General features: G+C 61.3%; 15 protein-coding genes. All 15 read left to right on the forward strand.

The genetic code is table 11. The features are described 5' to 3' along the window. Positions 1–15 precede the first annotated feature (15 nt). The 15 genes from pseI to fliG all read left to right on the forward strand — a co-directional run bounded on the left by pseI (position 16) and on the right by fliG (position 15,398). On the forward strand, positions 16–1,068 hold the full coding sequence (gene pseI, locus TO66_RS08085) for a pseudaminic acid synthase (RefSeq protein ID WP_044461848.1): 1,053 nt from the start codon (positions 16–18) through the stop codon (positions 1,066–1,068). 225 nt (positions 1,069–1,293) lie between these two features. Continuing rightward, positions 1,294–2,220 carry a ketoacyl-ACP synthase III gene (locus TO66_RS08090; protein WP_044461849.1) on the forward strand — a complete coding sequence of 309 codons (927 nt, stop codon included), beginning with the start codon at positions 1,294–1,296 and terminating at the stop codon, positions 2,218–2,220. Positions 2,221–2,305: 85 nt separating this feature from the next. Beyond that, positions 2,306–3,598: a motility associated factor glycosyltransferase family protein gene (locus TO66_RS08095; protein ID WP_044461850.1), complete on the forward strand. Its 1,293-nt coding sequence runs from the start codon at positions 2,306–2,308 to the stop codon at positions 3,596–3,598. Beyond that, on the forward strand, positions 3,595–3,864 hold the full coding sequence (locus TO66_RS08100; RefSeq protein WP_044461851.1) for a hypothetical protein: 270 nt from the start codon (positions 3,595–3,597) through the stop codon (positions 3,862–3,864). The genes TO66_RS08095 and TO66_RS08100 overlap by 4 nt, the downstream gene beginning before the upstream one ends. Positions 3,865–4,117: 253 nt before the next feature. Next, on the forward strand, positions 4,118–4,969 hold the full coding sequence (locus tag TO66_RS08105) for a flagellin domain-containing protein (protein ID WP_044461852.1): 852 nt from the start codon (positions 4,118–4,120) through the stop codon (positions 4,967–4,969). Positions 4,970–5,041: 72 nt separating this feature from the next. Continuing rightward, complete coding sequence (locus TO66_RS08110) at positions 5,042–5,410, forward strand: flagellar protein FlaG (RefSeq protein ID WP_044465971.1); 369 nt, start codon at positions 5,042–5,044, stop codon at positions 5,408–5,410. An 82-nt stretch (positions 5,411–5,492) separates the two neighbouring features. Beyond that, positions 5,493–6,911: a flagellar filament capping protein FliD gene (fliD, locus tag TO66_RS08115; protein WP_044461853.1), complete on the forward strand. Its 1,419-nt coding sequence runs from the start codon at positions 5,493–5,495 to the stop codon at positions 6,909–6,911. A gap of 128 nt (positions 6,912–7,039) precedes the next feature. Further along, positions 7,040–7,435, forward strand: a complete 396-nt coding sequence (gene fliS, locus TO66_RS08120; RefSeq protein WP_044461854.1) for a flagellar export chaperone FliS — start codon at positions 7,040–7,042, stop codon at positions 7,433–7,435. A gap of 13 nt (positions 7,436–7,448) precedes the next feature. Further along, positions 7,449–7,745, forward strand: coding sequence for a flagellar protein FliT (fliT, locus tag TO66_RS08125; protein ID WP_044461855.1), 297 nt, complete (start codon positions 7,449–7,451; stop codon positions 7,743–7,745). Between the two features lie 173 nt (positions 7,746–7,918). After that, positions 7,919–9,394, forward strand: a complete 1,476-nt coding sequence (locus TO66_RS08130) for a sigma-54 dependent transcriptional regulator (protein ID WP_007922638.1) — start codon at positions 7,919–7,921, stop codon at positions 9,392–9,394. 128 nt (positions 9,395–9,522) lie between these two features. Further along, positions 9,523–10,716 carry a PAS domain-containing sensor histidine kinase gene (locus TO66_RS08135; protein ID WP_177330429.1) on the forward strand — a complete coding sequence of 398 codons (1,194 nt, stop codon included), beginning with the start codon at positions 9,523–9,525 and terminating at the stop codon, positions 10,714–10,716. Positions 10,717–10,721: 5 nt separating this feature from the next. Beyond that, positions 10,722–12,128, forward strand: coding sequence for a sigma-54-dependent response regulator transcription factor FleR (gene fleR / locus TO66_RS08140; protein ID WP_044461857.1), 1,407 nt, complete (start codon positions 10,722–10,724; stop codon positions 12,126–12,128). A gap of 128 nt (positions 12,129–12,256) precedes the next feature. After that, complete coding sequence (gene fliE / locus TO66_RS08145; RefSeq protein ID WP_044461858.1) at positions 12,257–12,583, forward strand: flagellar hook-basal body complex protein FliE; 327 nt, start codon at positions 12,257–12,259, stop codon at positions 12,581–12,583. Between the two features lie 15 nt (positions 12,584–12,598). Then, positions 12,599–14,386, forward strand: coding sequence for a flagellar basal-body MS-ring/collar protein FliF (gene fliF / locus TO66_RS08150; protein ID WP_044461859.1), 1,788 nt, complete (start codon positions 12,599–12,601; stop codon positions 14,384–14,386). Continuing rightward, on the forward strand, positions 14,379–15,398 hold the full coding sequence (gene fliG / locus TO66_RS08155) for a flagellar motor switch protein FliG (RefSeq protein WP_007922630.1): 1,020 nt from the start codon (positions 14,379–14,381) through the stop codon (positions 15,396–15,398). Before fliF ends, fliG begins: the two co-directional genes overlap by 8 nt. Positions 15,399–15,402 lie beyond the last annotated feature (4 nt).

A 15,402-nucleotide genomic window follows, 5' to 3' on the forward strand; every position in this document is an offset into this window, starting at 1 on the left:
CGAAGGAAGACCCCAATGACTAGTTTCAAGATCGGCCCGCGTTCGATTGGCGCCGGCTCGCCACCTTTCATCATCGCCGAGATGAGTGGCAACCATAACCAGTCGCTGGAGGTCGCCCTGCAGATCGTCGAGGCGGCGGCCAAGGCCGGTGCCCATGCCTTGAAGCTGCAGACCTACACCGCCGACACCATGACCCTGGACCTGGATCATGGCGAGTTCTTCATCAAGGATCCGTCCAGTCTCTGGGCCGGCTCCTCGCTGTATGCCTTGTATGAAAAGGCCCATACGCCCTGGGAGTGGCACGCGCCGATCTTCGCTCGCGCCAGGGAGCTGGGGATGCTGGCATTTTCCACGCCATTCGATGAGAGCGCCGTGGACTTCCTCGAGAGCCTCGATGTGCCTGCCTACAAGATCGCCAGTTTCGAAAACACCGACCTGCCGCTGATCCGTCGGGTCGCGGCGACCGGCAAGCCGCTGATCATCTCCACGGGCATGGCCAGCATCGCCGAGCTGGACGAGAGCGTGCGCGCGGCCCGGGAAGCCGGTTGCAAGGACCTGGTGCTGCTCAAGTGCACCAGCACCTACCCGGCGTCGCCGGAAAACAGCAACATCCTGACCATTCCCCATCTGCGCGAACTGTTCGGCTGTGAAGTCGGCCTGTCCGATCACTCCATGGGCGTCGGCGTCTCGGTGGCCGCGGTGGCGCTGGGGGCCACGGTGGTGGAGAAGCATTTCACCCTCGATCGCGCTGCTGGCGGGGTCGACGCCAGTTTTTCCCTGGAGCCGTCGGAACTGCACAGCCTGGTGCTGGAAACCGAACGCGCCTGGCAGGCCCTGGGCCAGGTGCGCTACGGCGCGACCGAGGCCGAGCGCCAGTCGGTGCTATACCGTCGCTCGCTATATGTCACCCGGGACATGGCGGCGGGGGAAGTGTTCAGCGGCGACAACCTCAGGGCTATCCGCCCGGGCCTGGGGCTGGCCCCCAAGCACATCGATGCGATTCTCGGGCGTTGCGCACGCCAGGCCCTCAAGCGCGGTACCGCGCTGGACTGGGCGTTTGTCGAATAGTCGTTTATCGGCACGATTCGGCAAAATAGCGTGACCTGCAAGTCATAACGCGCATCTTCACTGTATTGTATTGACCGGGAAGATGGCGCCTGGCCGGCAACGGCGCAGTGATGGTCATCTACTCTTCCCGCTGTCGCCTGTCAGGGATGACAGGAATTTTCTGTTTATCGGCAGCCCCGGTCCCCGTGACCGGGGTATTCAGCTGTTTATTATTGGGAAGCCGTAATGATTGGCATAAAGAGCATTGCGAGCTACGTGCCCGTAGCCGGCGTGGACAATTACGCACAAGGTGCAAAATTCGAGAAGGATGAAGAATTCATCCTCGGCAAGATCGGTTCGGCCTTCCTGCCGCGCAAAGACGCGACGCAGGAAACCTCGGACCTGTGTGTCGAAGCGGTCAATGCGCTGTTCACCAACAACCCGCAGCTGGCGCGCGAGTCGATCGACGCGTTGATCGTCGTCACCCAGAACGGCGACGAGGAAGGCCTGCCGCACACTGCGGCGATCGTGCAGGACAAGCTGGGCCTGCCAACCCACGTCGCGGCCTTCGATATTTCCCTGGGCTGCTCCGGTTATGTCTACGGCATCTATGCGCTCAAGGGCTTCATGGAGGCCGCGGGCCTGAAGAACGGCCTGCTGGTGACCGCCGATCCCTATTCGAAAATCGTCAATCCGGAAGACCGCAACACCACCATGCTGTTCGGTGATGCGGCAACGGCCACCTGGATGGGCGAGGACGCGCCCTGGCAACTGGGCAAGGCCAAGTTCGGCACCGACGGTTCCGGTGCGCCCCATCTGAAAGTCAGCGATGGCGTGTTTTTCATGAACGGCCGCCAGGTCTTCAACTTCGCGCTGTTGAAAGTCCCTGCGCATCTGCATGAGTTGCTCGACGAGTCGGGGCTTACGCCCGAGCAGATCGATGCGTTCTGCATCCACCAGGGCAGCGCGGCAATCGTCGATGCGGTAGCGCGTCGTTTCGAGGGCGAGCCGGAGAAGTTCATCAAGGACATGGTCGAGACCGGTAACACCGTGTCGTCCAGCATTCCGCTGCTGCTGGAAAAGCACGTGCTCGAGTCGAGCTGGCAACGTGTGGCCCTGAGCGGTTTCGGTGTGGGGCTGTCCTGGGGCTCGGCGATTATCTATCGTCCATGAGTTGATCCGTCCAGCCTCCAAAAATGGCGCCCAGGGTGTACCCTGAGCGCTATTTTTTTGCATGAAGAAAACAGGCACATAGCGCATGAGCGAAAGCTTCGAGGGCAATGCCCAGGTCATACAGGCTCGCTGGCCACGCCTGCTCGAGCGGCTGCTGGCAGAGGACAGTGCCGCGCTGCAGGCGGATCTGGTCGAGGGGCTGGGCTCGACCCTGAGCATTTCCGGGATCCAGCTCACCAGTCGTCACGACCGTACCGCAGAGGCCAGGACCCAGGCCGCGAGCCTGCCCGTGGACAGCCCGGTGGTCCATCTGTACGGCACCGGCCTGGGCGACTTGCAGCAGGTCTTGCTGGAAAATCCTGCGTTGCAGCGCTTGCAGGTGCACATCCTGAACGGTGCGGTATTCGCCCTGGTGCTGCAATTGCTCGACCAGCAGGCCTGGTTGAGCGACCCACGGGTGGAGCTGGCATATGCCGGCGACCTGGCGGAAATCCAGATGCCGTTCTTCGCCTTGCCCGCCGAGCTGGTACTGGCGGATGACCACAATGCCAAGATCCGCGACCGCCTGGTCAGCGAGGTGCACCTGGCCTTCAATAACCGCGACTTCGTGGCCGATTCCCCGGAGGTGCTCCAGCGCCTGCAATCGAGCGCCGAGCTGGTGGCCGGCGACAGCGACGTGGCGCAGCTGTTCGGCACCCAGGCCGGGCGGGAGGTTTTCGTGATCGCCACCGGGCCGAGCCTGGAGCGGCATTTCGAACGCTTGCGCCAGATACGCTCCCAGGCTCAACGTCCGCTACTGATCTGTGTCGATACCGCCTACCGCCCGTTGCTCAAGCAGGGGATCGAGCCGGATATCGTGGTCAGTATCGATCACCGCATTTCCGGCCTTCACCTGCCGCCCGAGCAGTCCGCGGGTATCGCCCTGGTCTATCTGCCGATGGTCGACCCGCAGATCCTGGCGCGCTGGCAGGGGCCACGTTATGTGGGGTACTCGGCCAGCCCGATCTACGGCTGGATACGCCAGCAGTTGCCCAAGGCGCAGCTGTATGTCGGCGGCAGCGTGATTCACCCGACGGTAGATCTGGCGGTCAGAATGGGCGCGCAGCAGATCACCCTGTTCGGTGCCGACTTTGCCTTCCCGATGAACAAGACCCACGCCGGCTGGCTCGATGGCGAGTTGGGGCCGCAACTGGGCGCTGCCCGGCATTGGGTGCTGGACGGGCATGGCCAGCGAGTCCGAACCCAGCTCAACTTCCGCAGCTACCTGTGCGAGCTGGAGCGTTTCATCGCCGGGCATCCGCAGGTGCACTTCTATAACAGCAGTCGGGACGGGGCCATGATTGCCGGCACGACCTACCATCCGGAGTTCAGCCAATGAGCGAAGTCGAGGGGCTGATCACTCGCTTGCAACAATGCGCCGACGGCTTTCGCCTGGGACACGATGTCGAAGCGGCCATGACCATGGTCCAGTTGATAGAGGCGGCCCAGGCGGTGATCGATAGCGCTGCGCCGGAACAGCGGCAGGACTGGGAAGCATTGCTTGGCCTGATGTTCGAGTGCCAGCAAGGGCAAAACTGGCTCGCCCTGGCCGACTACCTGCAATACGAGTGCGTCGAACTGCTGCGCTGCGTCGGCATCCGCTGAAACATTTCTCCTGGCGGCCGGAACTGGCGACTTTCGTTCGGGTGGTTCCGGCATTTTCCTGACGCCATTTTTTTACCCCATGAATTCGCCAAGCCCTTGATTTACGAGGGGTGGCACCCTGATGGCAAATTTTTTTGAAAATCCCCTAAAGCAACTTGCATTGCCGACGATAACTATTACGAAGGTTCTCTAGGCCATACCCGGCGGTTGCCAGGGCCGGAAGCCGCAGTACCCAACCAACGAGGAATTCGTCATGGCTTTAACAGTAAACACTAACGTCACATCGTTGAACGTTCAGAAGAACCTGAACAAGGCTTCCGATGCGCTGTCGACTTCGATGACTCGCCTGTCTTCCGGCCTGAAAATCAACAGCGCCAAAGACGACGCTGCTGGTCTGCAAATCGCAACCCGTATGACTTCGCAGATCCGTGGTCAGACCATGGCGATCAAAAACGCCAACGACGGTATCTCCATCGCTCAGACCGCTGAAGGCGCGATGCAGGAATCCACCAACATCCTGCAGCGTATGCGTGAACTGGCTGTTCAAGCACGAAACGACTCCAACGGCACTGCTGACCGCGTTGCTCTGAACAAAGAATTCGCTTCGATGTCGGACGAGCTGACTCGTATCGCCAAGTCGACCAACCTGAACGGCAAGAACCTGATCGACGGTACCGCTGGCACCATGACCTTCCAGGTCGGTTCCAACACCGGTGCGACCAACCAGATCACCATCACTCTGGCCAGCGGCTTCGACGCTGCGACCCTGAGCGTTGACTCTGCTACCATCGCTATCACCGGTAGCGACAGCACCACTGCCGAAGCCAGCTCCAAGAAAGCGATCGACGCAATCGACAAGGCCCTGGCAACCATCAACGCCAGCCGTGCTGACCTCGGTGCTGCGCAAAACCGTCTGACCAGCACCGTCTCCAACCTGCAGAACATCAACGAAAACGCTGAAGCTGCACGGGGCCGCGTACAAGATACCGACTTCGCTGCTGAAACCGCCCAGCTGACCAAGCAGCAAACCCTGCAACAGGCTTCCACTTCGGTTCTGGCCCAGGCCAACCAACTGCCATCCGCTGTACTGAAGCTGCTTCAGTAATAGCCGGCTAGGCTTAGGCGGGGGAGTGCGCTAGTCGTGCTCTCTCGCTTTTTACGTTAAGAGGTGATGGACATGGATATGAGCGTGAAGCTGAACTTGTCTTATTCAGCGGCCAAGCCGGCGACGCCTGTTGCCGACAAGCCGGTGGAGAAGCCTCAAGCAGACGTTGTGGCACTCTCCGCCGCCAAGGAAGAGAGTAAACAGGCGCAACAGGTCGAGCAGGACAAATTGAAAATGGCCGTGGCAGAAATTGAAAAGTTTGTGCAGTCGGTCAAGCGAAACCTCGAATTCTCGATCGACGAACCTTCTGGCAAGGTCGTCGTTAAGGTCATTGCCAGCGACTCCGGTGAGGTGATCCGTCAGATCCCCAACGAAGAAGTCCTGAAACTGGCCAATAGTTTGAATGATGCGAGCAGCTTGTTGTTCAGCGCTAAGGTCTGACAGCTGGCACGAAATTTGTTGCTATGTTCTTTTGGGCGTTGTAATGGTCAAAAGACCGGCGACACACTGAAGGGAGATCTCCATGGCAAGTCCAATTCTACCGGGTACCGGTCTCGGCTCCGGCCTCGATACCGGTGCTATCGTCAAAGCCTTGGTGAACGCTGACAAAGCGGCCAAGCAAGGTCAGATCGATCGGGGAACAGCCACCAACTCCGCGAGCATCTCCGGGATCGGTACCCTGAAGTCCCTGTTGTCGACCTTTCGGACCACCATTACCGAGCTCAGCAGCAAGACCAATCCGCAGTTCCCCGGTTATGCCGCCACTACTTCCGACAACAAGTACGTAACGGCAGTCGCTGGCAACAACGCAGTCAACGGCAGCTATGTCGTCTCGGTCGGCAATCTTGCAACCGCCTCGAAAGTCACCAGTGCTGCCTTCGCCGGTGGTGCTACCAGTGCTATTCCGACTGGTACTTTGAAAATCAGTCAAAATGGCACTAACTACAACCTCGATGTGAAGGCCGGTGCGACCCTGCAATCGGTGCGTGACTCGATCAACGCCGACGCTTCGCTCAAGAGCGCCGGGATCAGCGCCAACATCGTGACCGACTCCTTCGGCTCGCGCCTGGTGGTGGGGTCTACCACCACGGGGGCGGGTTCCGATATTTCCCTGAGTGGTATTGCTGGCCTGGAGATCGATGGCAGCACCGTCGTCGGGAGCGCTGGTTCACCGATGACCGCTACCTCCGCCGGGTCCATTGGTGCCGTGGCCAAGGATGCCAACTTCACCGTTGATGGCATGGCGCTGACGAGCAAGACCAACGCCGTGGACAAGGCGGTTTCCGGGATGACCTTCAACCTGGTCGCTCCTGGTACCTCGACTATTACCGTGGCGGCCAACACCGATGGTTTGAAGGCTTCGATCCAGAAGTTCGTCGACGCCTACAACGCGGTGGCCAACAGTGTGACCGCGCTGACCAAGCCGTCCCTGGATGATGACGGCAAGCCGACCATCCCGGCGCAGTTGACCGGCGACTCGTTGCCGCGCTCGATTCTGGCGGCCATTCGCGCGCCGCTGTCGGAAGTGGGGTCTGGCGACAAGCTGACCGTTCTGGCTCAGTTGGGCATCACCACCAACCAGAAGACCGGTGCCCTGGACTTCGACTCCACCAAGTTCACCGCGGCGATGAACGACAAGAAACTCGGTGGTGAGGTTCAGACCCTGTTCACCGGTGAAAATGGTCTGCTGAACCGCATGGACAAGGCCATTGCGCCTTTTGCCCAGACCGGCGGCGTTCTCGACCAGCGCACCACCGCGCTGAACAAGACCAAGACCAAGCTGGCTGCGGATCAGGCGGCGCTGGATCGTCGTATCGAGACCCTGACGGCGGTCCTGACCAAGAAGTACAACGACATGGATACCCTGGTCGGCAAGTTGAAGGCCACCGCCAGCAACATCACTTCGATGTTCGAGGCGTTGACGGCGCAACAGAAAGGCTGATTGATGCAAGGCGCCAAAAGCCCGGCAACGTTCATAGCGTTCCGGGCTTTTGGCTTTTGATCTAAAGTTTTTTGACGCAGCGTCGATACGCTGGTTATACGAACCCTTGAGTTTTGATGAGGTAGAACATGAACCCGATGTTAGCCCTTCGGCAATACCAGAAGGTCGGATCCCAGGCGCAGACTTCCGAGGCCAGTCCTCATCGCCTGGTGCAAATGCTGATGGAGGGCGGTCTGGACCGTATCGCTCAAGCCAAGGGCGCGATGGAGCGCAAGGATGTCGCCAACAAAGGCGTATTCATCAGCAAGGCCATCGGCATCATCGGCGGCTTGCGCGAAGGGCTCGACCTGGAAAACTCGGCGGATTCCCTGGGGGATCTGGACAGTCTGTACACCTACATGATGACTCGCCTCGCCGAGGCCAACATCAAGACCGATCCGTCGATTCTCGACGAGGTCGCAGGCCTGCTGCGAACCGTCAAGGAAGGCTGGGACGCCATCGCTGCGCCGGGTCCGCAGTTCTAAGGAGATCATCACCATGAGTCTTGTATTGCAGCGTATCGAAGAAACCCGAGAAGCACTGATTGCCGCCCTGGCCGAGCGTGACTGGGAGGCAATCGGTCAGCTGGACCTGGCGTGCCGATCCTGCATGGAAGACATCTTGAGTGAGGCCCCGGAGGATGAGGTCGCATTGCGCGAGAATCTACAAGAGCTGCTGGGGGTCTATCGGCAGTTGCTTGAGGTGACGACGGGGGAGCGGCAGGCAATAGTCGACGAGATGTCGCAGATCCATCAAGCGCAGAACGCGGCAAAGGTTTACCATCTGTTCGGTTAATTAACCCCTCAGTTAATCCGAATCCAGTGCGCCATAAATTTGACTGTGCACGCTTTTTTGACTTAACTAGTGGCTGTTTTCAGATTTCAGACGTCTATCAGGCTCAAAATGCCTACAAGCGTCTAGCTTGCCCTGATTCCGGGCATTGAGTTGACTAGGGAAGTTGCTATTGCATGTGGCGTGAAACCAAAATTCTGCTAATTGATGACGATAGCGTCCGCCGCCGCGATCTGGCGGTGATTTTAAATTTTCTTGGCGAAGAAAATTTACCCTGCGGTAGCCATGACTGGCAGCAGGCTGTCGGCTCTTTGTCATCAAGTCGTGAAGTGATCTGTGTCCTCATTGGGACTGTAAATGCTCCTGGCGCACTTCTGGGCTTGTTAAAGACACTCTCGACCTGGGATGAGTTCCTTCCGGTTTTGTTAATGGGCGATAATTCTTCCATCGACCTGCCTGAAGACCAGCGTCGGCGAGTGCTTTCCACCCTGGAAATGCCCCCCAGCTACAGCAAATTGCTCGATTCCCTGCACCGTGCCCAGGTCTATCGTGAAATGTACGATCAGGCCCGCGAGCGCGGTCGCCATCGCGAGCCCAACCTCTTTCGCAGTCTGGTCGGCACCAGCCGGGCGATCCAGCATGTGCGGCAGATGATGCAGCAAGTGGCGGATACCGATGCCAGCGTGTTGATCCTCGGTGAGTCCGGTACTGGCAAGGAAGTGGTGGCGCGCAACCTGCACTATCACTCCAAGCGCCGCGAAGCGCCGTTCGTGCCGGTCAACTGCGGCGCGATTCCGGCCGAGTTGCTGGAGAGCGAGCTGTTCGGGCATGAGAAGGGCGCCTTCACTGGGGCCATCACCAGCCGTGCCGGACGTTTCGAGCTGGCCAATGGCGGCACCCTGTTCCTCGACGAGATCGGCGACATGCCGTTGCCAATGCAGGTCAAGCTGTTGCGCGTTCTCCAGGAGCGTACCTTCGAGCGCGTGGGGAGCAACAAGACCCAGAGCGTCGATGTGCGGATCATCGCCGCGACGCACAAGAATCTCGAAAGCATGATCGAGGTCGGCAGCTTCCGTGAAGACCTGTACTACCGCCTGAATGTATTCCCGATCGAAATGGCGCCGCTGCGTGAGCGCGTGGAAGATATCCCGCTGCTGATGAACGAGCTGATCTCGCGCATGGAGCACGAGAAGCGCGGTTCGATCCGCTTCAACTCCGCGGCCATCATGTCGCTGTGTCGTCATGGTTGGCCGGGCAACGTTCGCGAGCTGGCCAACCTGGTGGAGCGCATGGCGATCATGCACCCCTACGGTGTGATCGGCGTGGTCGAGTTGCCGAAGAAATTCCGCTATGTCGACGATGAAGACGAGCAGCTGGTGGACAGCCTGCGCAGCGACCTGGAAGAGCGGGTGGCAATCAACGGCCACACGCCAGACTTCGCCGCTACCGCCATGCTGCCGCCGGAAGGCCTGGATCTGAAGGACTACCTCGGCGGCCTGGAGCAGGGCCTGATCCAGCAGGCGCTCGACGACGCCAATGGCATTGTGGCGCGGGCGGCAGAGCGTCTGCGCATCCGCCGCACCACGCTGGTGGAGAAAATGCGCAAGTACGGCATGAGCCGTCGCGAGGGTGATGAACAGGCGGATGATTGACGCCTGTTTTTTAACCTGTTGAAATCCGGGCGGTTTTTTTTAGGCACGGGTATTGCTAAGTCTCTCTCAACGTTCCGTTTAACTGACGGTCAGCCACGCGAGAGAGCACGATGCCCCAAGCCGCCCAGATGTCTCCTGTCCCTGAAGCCCAGGGGCAATCGTCGTCCGTAGAGCAGGCAAGCCGGCTTGGCCTTGAGCAGGCGTTTGCCTTGTTCAACCAGATGTCGAGCCAGCTTACCGATTCCTACAGCATGCTTGAGGCCCGGGTCACCGAGCTCAAGGGCGAACTGGCCGTGGTCAGTGCCCAGCGCATGCAGGAGCTGGCGGAAAAAGAGCGTCTGGCCAACCGCCTGCAAAACCTCCTCGATCTGTTGCCGGGTGGCGTGATTGTCATCGACGCCCAGGGCATTGTCCGTGAAGCCAATCCTGCCGCCTGCGATCTCCTGGGCCTGCCCCTGGAGGGCGAGCTGTGGCGTCATGTCATCGCGCGCTGTTTTGCCCCGCGGGAAGATGACGGCCATGAAATTTCCTTGAAGGACGGACGGCGGCTGTCGATCGCTACCCGCTCGCTGGATGCCGAGCCGGGCCAGTTGGTGTTGCTCAACGACCTGACTGAAACCCGTCACCTGCAAGACCAGTTGGCCCGTCATGAGCGCTTGTCTTCCCTTGGGCGCATGGTCGCCTCCTTGGCGCATCAGATCCGCACACCGTTGTCCGCCGCGCTGTTGTATGCCAGTCATCTGACCGAGCAGGAGCTGCCTGTCGCCACCCAGCAGCGATTTGCCGGACGCCTGAAGGAGCGCCTGCACGAGCTGGAACACCAGGTGCGCGACATGCTGGTGTTTGCCCGCGGCGAGCTGCCGCTGACCGATCGCGTCACCCCCAAGGCGCTGTTGCAGTCGCTGCAGGCGGCTGCCTTGACCCATGTACAGGACGTGCCGGTGCGCTGGCAGTGCGATAGCCATGTCGGTGAGCTGCTGTGCAATCGCGACACCCTGGTGGGCGCCGTGCTCAACCTGATCGAGAACGCCATCCAGGCGAGCGCCGGCCAGGTGCGCCTGAAAGTTCACCTGTATACCCGGGGCAACAGCCTGCGCTTGTGTGTCAGTGATAGCGGCAGCGGCATCGACGCTGGGGTGCTGGCGCGTCTGGGCGAGCCGTTTTTTACCACCAAGGCCACGGGAACCGGCCTCGGCCTGACGGTCGTCAAGGCGGTGGCGCGTGCCCATCAGGGAGAATTGCTGCTGCGCTCGCGTCCTGGGCGCGGTACCTGTGCGCTGGTGGTTTTGCCGCTGTTTTCCGGCGCGCAAGGAGTGGAGTGAAGGTAATGGCAATCAAGGTTTTACTGGTTGAAGACGATCGCGCCCTGCGCGAGGCCCTGGCGGATACGCTGCTGTTGGCCGGTCATGACTACAAGGCGGTCGGCAGCGCGGAAGAAGCGCTGGAGGCGGTGTCTGGCGAGTCGTTCAGCCTGGTGGTCAGCGACGTCAACATGCCGGGCATGGACGGTCATCAGTTGCTGGGCCTGTTGCGTGCGCGTCAGCCGCAGCTTCCGGTGCTGCTGATGACCGCTCATGGTGCGGTCGAGCGGGCGGTCGAGGCCATGCGTCAAGGCGCTGCCGACTATCTGGTCAAGCCATTCGAGCCCAAGGCACTGCTGGACCTGGTGGCGTGCCACGCCCTGGGTGGCCGGGGCGCGGCGGAAGGCGAAGGGCCGGTGGCATTCGAGCCTGCCAGCGCGCAGTTGCTCGAGCTGGCGGCGCGGGTCGCGCGCAGCGATTCCACAGTATTGATCTCTGGCGAGTCCGGCACCGGCAAAGAGGTGTTGGCGCGTTACATTCACCAGCAATCCCCGCGCGCCAGCCAGCCGTTCATCGCCATCAACTGTGCGGCGATTCCGGACAACATGCTCGAGGCCACGCTGTTCGGTCATGAGAAGGGAGCTTTTACCGGCGCCATCGCCGCCCAGCCCGGCAAGTTCGAGCAAGCCGATGGCGGCACACTGCTGCTGGACGAGATTTCCGAGATGCCGCTGGGCCTGCAAGCCAAGTTGTTGCGGGTGCTGCAAGAGCGTGAAGTCGAGCGGGTGGGCGCGCGCAAGCCCATCACCCTGGACATTCGCGTGATAGCCACCACCAACCGCGACCTGGCCGGCGAAGTGGCGGCGGGGCGCTTCCGTGAAGACCTTTACTACCGGCTCTCGGTGTTTCCGCTGGCCTGGCGTCCACTGCGCGAGCGGACCGCCGATATCCTGCCGCTGGCCGAGCGCCTGTTGGCCAGGCACGTCAATAAAATGAAGCACGCTGCGGCGCGCCTGTCGGCCGAGGCGCAGGCGTGCCTGGTCGGTTATCCGTGGCCGGGCAACGTGCGCGAGCTGGATAACGCCATCCAGCGTGCCTTGATCCTGCAGCAGGGCGGCCTGATCCAGCCGGAAGACTTTTGCCTGGGCGGGCCGCTGGCCTGTGCGCCGCTGCCGGCGGCGCCTGCTGCCATGACGCCGGTGCGCGCTATGCCGGTGGAAGCCGAAGTGCCGACGGCTGAATCCGCCGGGGCCCTGGGCGACGATCTGCGGCGTCGCGAATTCCAGATGATCATCGATACCCTGCGCGCCGAGCGCGGCCGTCGCAAGGAAGCGGCCGGACGGCTGGGTATCAGCCCGCGGACCCTGCGCTACAAGCTGGCGCAGATGCGCGATGCCGGAATGGATGTCGAGGCTTATCTGTTTGCAACATGAAGCGTGAAGACTTGAGCCTCTACAGGCTTTTGTTCGGTGCCACCGTGGAGCTGGCACCCTTGTTGCTAACACCTCACTAACCGCTGCGTGAGTGTCAAAAAATTGCGGGTCGTCGGAGAGAGTAGACCATGAGCCAAGGTATTGAATTTAATCGGTTGATGCTGGACATGCGAGCCATGCAAATGGACGCCATGGCCCAGCCTAAATCGGCCGCGGTGCCGCAGGTGAGCGGCAGCAGTTTTTCCGACATGCTTGGGCAGGCGGTGAACAAGGTCAACGATACCCAGCAGGCCTCCAACCAGCTGGCCTCGGCCTTCGAGATCGGTAAGAGCGGCGTCGACCTGACGGACGTGATGATCGCTTCGCAGAAGGCCAGCGTGTCGTTCCAGGCGTTGACCCAGGTGCGCAACAAGCTGGTTCAGGCGTACCAAGACATCATGCAGATGCCGGTTTAAGGACGAGATTGAGTCATGGCAGAAGCAGTCGCCGATAACGTACCGGCCAAGGCCACTCCGACAGAAGGCAAACCGCCGCTGTTCGGTCTGTCCTTTCTGGAAAACCTCTCCGAAATGACCATGCTGCGTCAGGTCGGCCTTTTGGTCGGCCTGGCCGCCAGCGTGGCGATTGGTTTTGCCGTGGTGTTGTGGTCCCAGCAGCCCGATTACCGTCCGCTGTACGGCAGCCTTGCCGGCATGGACGCCAAGCAGGTCATGGATACCCTGGCCTCCGCCGACATTCCCTACACCGTCGAGCCCAACTCCGGTGCCTTGCTGGTCAAGGCCGACGACCTGCCGCGCGCGCGCCTCAAGCTGGCGGCTGCCGGCGTGGCGCCGGGCGACGGCAACATCGGTTTCGAGATCCTCGACAAGGAGCAGGGCCTGGGGACCAGCCAGTTCATGGAAGCGACCCGTTACCGTCGCGGCCTGGAAGGCGAACTGGCGCGCACCATCTCCAGCCTGAACAACGTCAAGGGCGCGCGCGTGCACCTGGCCATTCCGAAAAGCTCGGTATTCGTGCGCGATGAGCGCAAGCCCAGCGCTTCGGTGCTGGTCGAGCTGTATTCCGGTCGTTCGCTGGAGCCGGGCCAGGTTGTCGCCATCGTCAATCTGGTGGCGACCAGCGTTCCCGAGCTGAGCAAGTCGCAGATCACCGTGGTCGACCAGAAGGGCAACCTGCTCTCCGACCAGGCGGAAAACTCCGAACTGACCATGGCCGGCAAGCAATTCGACTACAGCCGCCGCATGGAAAGCATGCTGACCCAGCGGGTGCACAATATCCTGCAGCCGATCCTGGGCAACGACCGCTACAAGGCTGAAGTGTCCGCCGATGTGGACTTCAGCGCCGTCGAGTCGACCTCCGAACAATTCAACCCGGACCAGCCCGCCCTGCGCAGCGAGCAGTCGGTCAACGAGCAGCGTTCCAGCAGCCTGGGGCCGCAAGGCGTTCCCGGCGCCCTGAGCAACCAGCCGCCGTCGCCGGCCAGCGCGCCGCAGACCACTGGTGGTGCTACCGCGGCCGCCGGCATGGTGCAGCCCGGCCAGCCGCTGCTGGACGCCAACGGCCAGCAGATCATGGACCCGGCCACCGGCCAGCCGATGCTGGCGCCGTACCCTAACGACAAGCGTCAACAATCCACCAAGAACTTCGAGCTGGATCGTTCCATCAGCCATACCAAGCAGCAGCAGGGGCGTCTGAACCGGCTCTCGGTGGCGGTGGTGGTCGACGATCAGGTCAAGGTCAACGCGGCCAACGGCGAAACCACCCGCGCGCCCTGGAGCGCCGACGAATTGGCGCGCTTTACCCGCCTGGTACAGGATGCCGTGGGCTTTGACGCCAGCCGTGGCGACAGCGTCAGCGTGATCAACGTGCCGTTCTCCGCCGACCGCGGCGAAGTGATCGCCGACATTCCGTTCTATTCGCAGCCCTGGTTCTGGGACATCGTGAAGCAGGTGCTGGGCGTGCTATTTATCCTGGTGCTGGTGTTCGGCGTGCTGCGTCCGGTGCTCAACAACATCACCGGTGGCGGCAAGGGCAAGCACCTGGCAGGGCTCGGCAGCGATGTCGAACTCGGCGGCATGGGTGGCCTGGATGGCGAGCTGGCCAACGACCGCGTCAGCCTCGGCGGCCCGCAGAGCATTCTGCTGCCTAGCCCGAGCGAGGGTTATGACGCACAGTTGAACGCAATCAAGAGCCTGGTGGCAGAAGATCCGGGTCGCGTGGCCCAGGTCGTGAAAGAGTGGATTAACGCAGATGAGTGATAACCGAGCCGCTACCGCCAAACTGACCCGGGTCGACAAGGCGGCGATTCTGCTGCTGTCCCTGGGTTCCACCGATGCCGCGCAGGTGCTGCGCCACATGGGCCCCAAAGAGGTTCAGCGCGTGGGCGTGGCCATGGCGCAGATGGGCAACGTGCATCGTGAGCAGGTCGAGCAGGTGATGAGCGAGTTCGTCGACATCGTCGGCGACCAGACCAGCCTTGGCGTGGGCTCCGACGATTATGTGCGCAAGATGCTCACCCAGGCCCTGGGCGAGGACAAGGCCAACGGCCTGATCGATCGCATCCTGCTGGGCGGCAACACCAGCGGCCTGGACAGCCTGAAGTGGATGGAGCCGCGCGCCGTGGCGGACGTGATCCGTTACGAGCACCCGCAAATCCAGGCGATCGTGGTGGCTTACCTCGATCCGGACCAGGCGGGCGAAGTGCTGGGCAACTTCGACCACAAGGCGCGCCTGGACATCATCCTGCGGGTTTCTTCGCTCAATACCGTGCAGCCGGCCGCCCTGAAGGAACTCAACCAGATTCTCGAGAAGCAGTTCGCTGGCAACTCCAACGCCTCGCGTACCACCCTGGGCGGTATCAAGCGTGCGGCCGATATCATGAACTTCCTCGACAGTTCGATCGAAGGCCAGCTGATGGACTCGATCCGCGAAGTCGACGAAGACCTGTCCGGCCAGATCGAAGACCTCATGTTCGTGTTCAACAACCTGGCCGACGTCGACGATCGCGGGATCCAGGCGTTGCTGCGCGAAGTGTCTTCCGATGTGCTGGTGCTGGCCCTCAAGGGCTCGGACGAGGGCGTCAAGGAGAAGATTTTCAAGAACATGTCCAAGCGGGCGGCCGAACTGTTGCGCGACGACCTGGAGGCCAAGGGCCCGGTGCGCGTCAGCGATGTGGAGACCGCGCAGAAGGAAATCCTCACCATTGCCCGCCGTATGGCCGAAGCCGGAGAAATCGTTCTCGGCGGGAAGGGCGGCGAAGAAATGATCTAAGGTC

Source organism: Pseudomonas sp. MRSN 12121, from assembly GCF_000931465.1.
Classification (GTDB): domain Bacteria; phylum Pseudomonadota; class Gammaproteobacteria; order Pseudomonadales; family Pseudomonadaceae; genus Aquipseudomonas.

Coding starts and splice junctions, on each gene's coding strand:
- pseI (WP_044461848.1), top strand. CDS start 16: ATGACTAGTTTCAAGATCGGCCCGCGTTCGATTGGCGCCGGCTCGCCA.
- TO66_RS08090 (WP_044461849.1), top strand. CDS start 1,294: ATGATTGGCATAAAGAGCATTGCGAGCTACGTGCCCGTAGCCGGCGTG.
- TO66_RS08095 (WP_044461850.1), top strand. CDS start 2,306: ATGAGCGAAAGCTTCGAGGGCAATGCCCAGGTCATACAGGCTCGCTGG.
- TO66_RS08100 (WP_044461851.1), top strand. CDS start 3,595: ATGAGCGAAGTCGAGGGGCTGATCACTCGCTTGCAACAATGCGCCGAC.
- TO66_RS08105 (WP_044461852.1), top strand. CDS start 4,118: ATGGCTTTAACAGTAAACACTAACGTCACATCGTTGAACGTTCAGAAG.
- TO66_RS08110 (WP_044465971.1), top strand. CDS start 5,042: ATGGATATGAGCGTGAAGCTGAACTTGTCTTATTCAGCGGCCAAGCCG.
- fliD (WP_044461853.1), top strand. CDS start 5,493: ATGGCAAGTCCAATTCTACCGGGTACCGGTCTCGGCTCCGGCCTCGAT.
- fliS (WP_044461854.1), top strand. CDS start 7,040: ATGAACCCGATGTTAGCCCTTCGGCAATACCAGAAGGTCGGATCCCAG.
- fliT (WP_044461855.1), top strand. CDS start 7,449: ATGAGTCTTGTATTGCAGCGTATCGAAGAAACCCGAGAAGCACTGATT.
- TO66_RS08130 (WP_007922638.1), top strand. CDS start 7,919: ATGTGGCGTGAAACCAAAATTCTGCTAATTGATGACGATAGCGTCCGC.
- TO66_RS08135 (WP_177330429.1), top strand. CDS start 9,523: ATGTCTCCTGTCCCTGAAGCCCAGGGGCAATCGTCGTCCGTAGAGCAG.
- fleR (WP_044461857.1), top strand. CDS start 10,722: ATGGCAATCAAGGTTTTACTGGTTGAAGACGATCGCGCCCTGCGCGAG.
- fliE (WP_044461858.1), top strand. CDS start 12,257: ATGAGCCAAGGTATTGAATTTAATCGGTTGATGCTGGACATGCGAGCC.
- fliF (WP_044461859.1), top strand. CDS start 12,599: ATGGCAGAAGCAGTCGCCGATAACGTACCGGCCAAGGCCACTCCGACA.
- fliG (WP_007922630.1), top strand. CDS start 14,379: ATGAGTGATAACCGAGCCGCTACCGCCAAACTGACCCGGGTCGACAAG.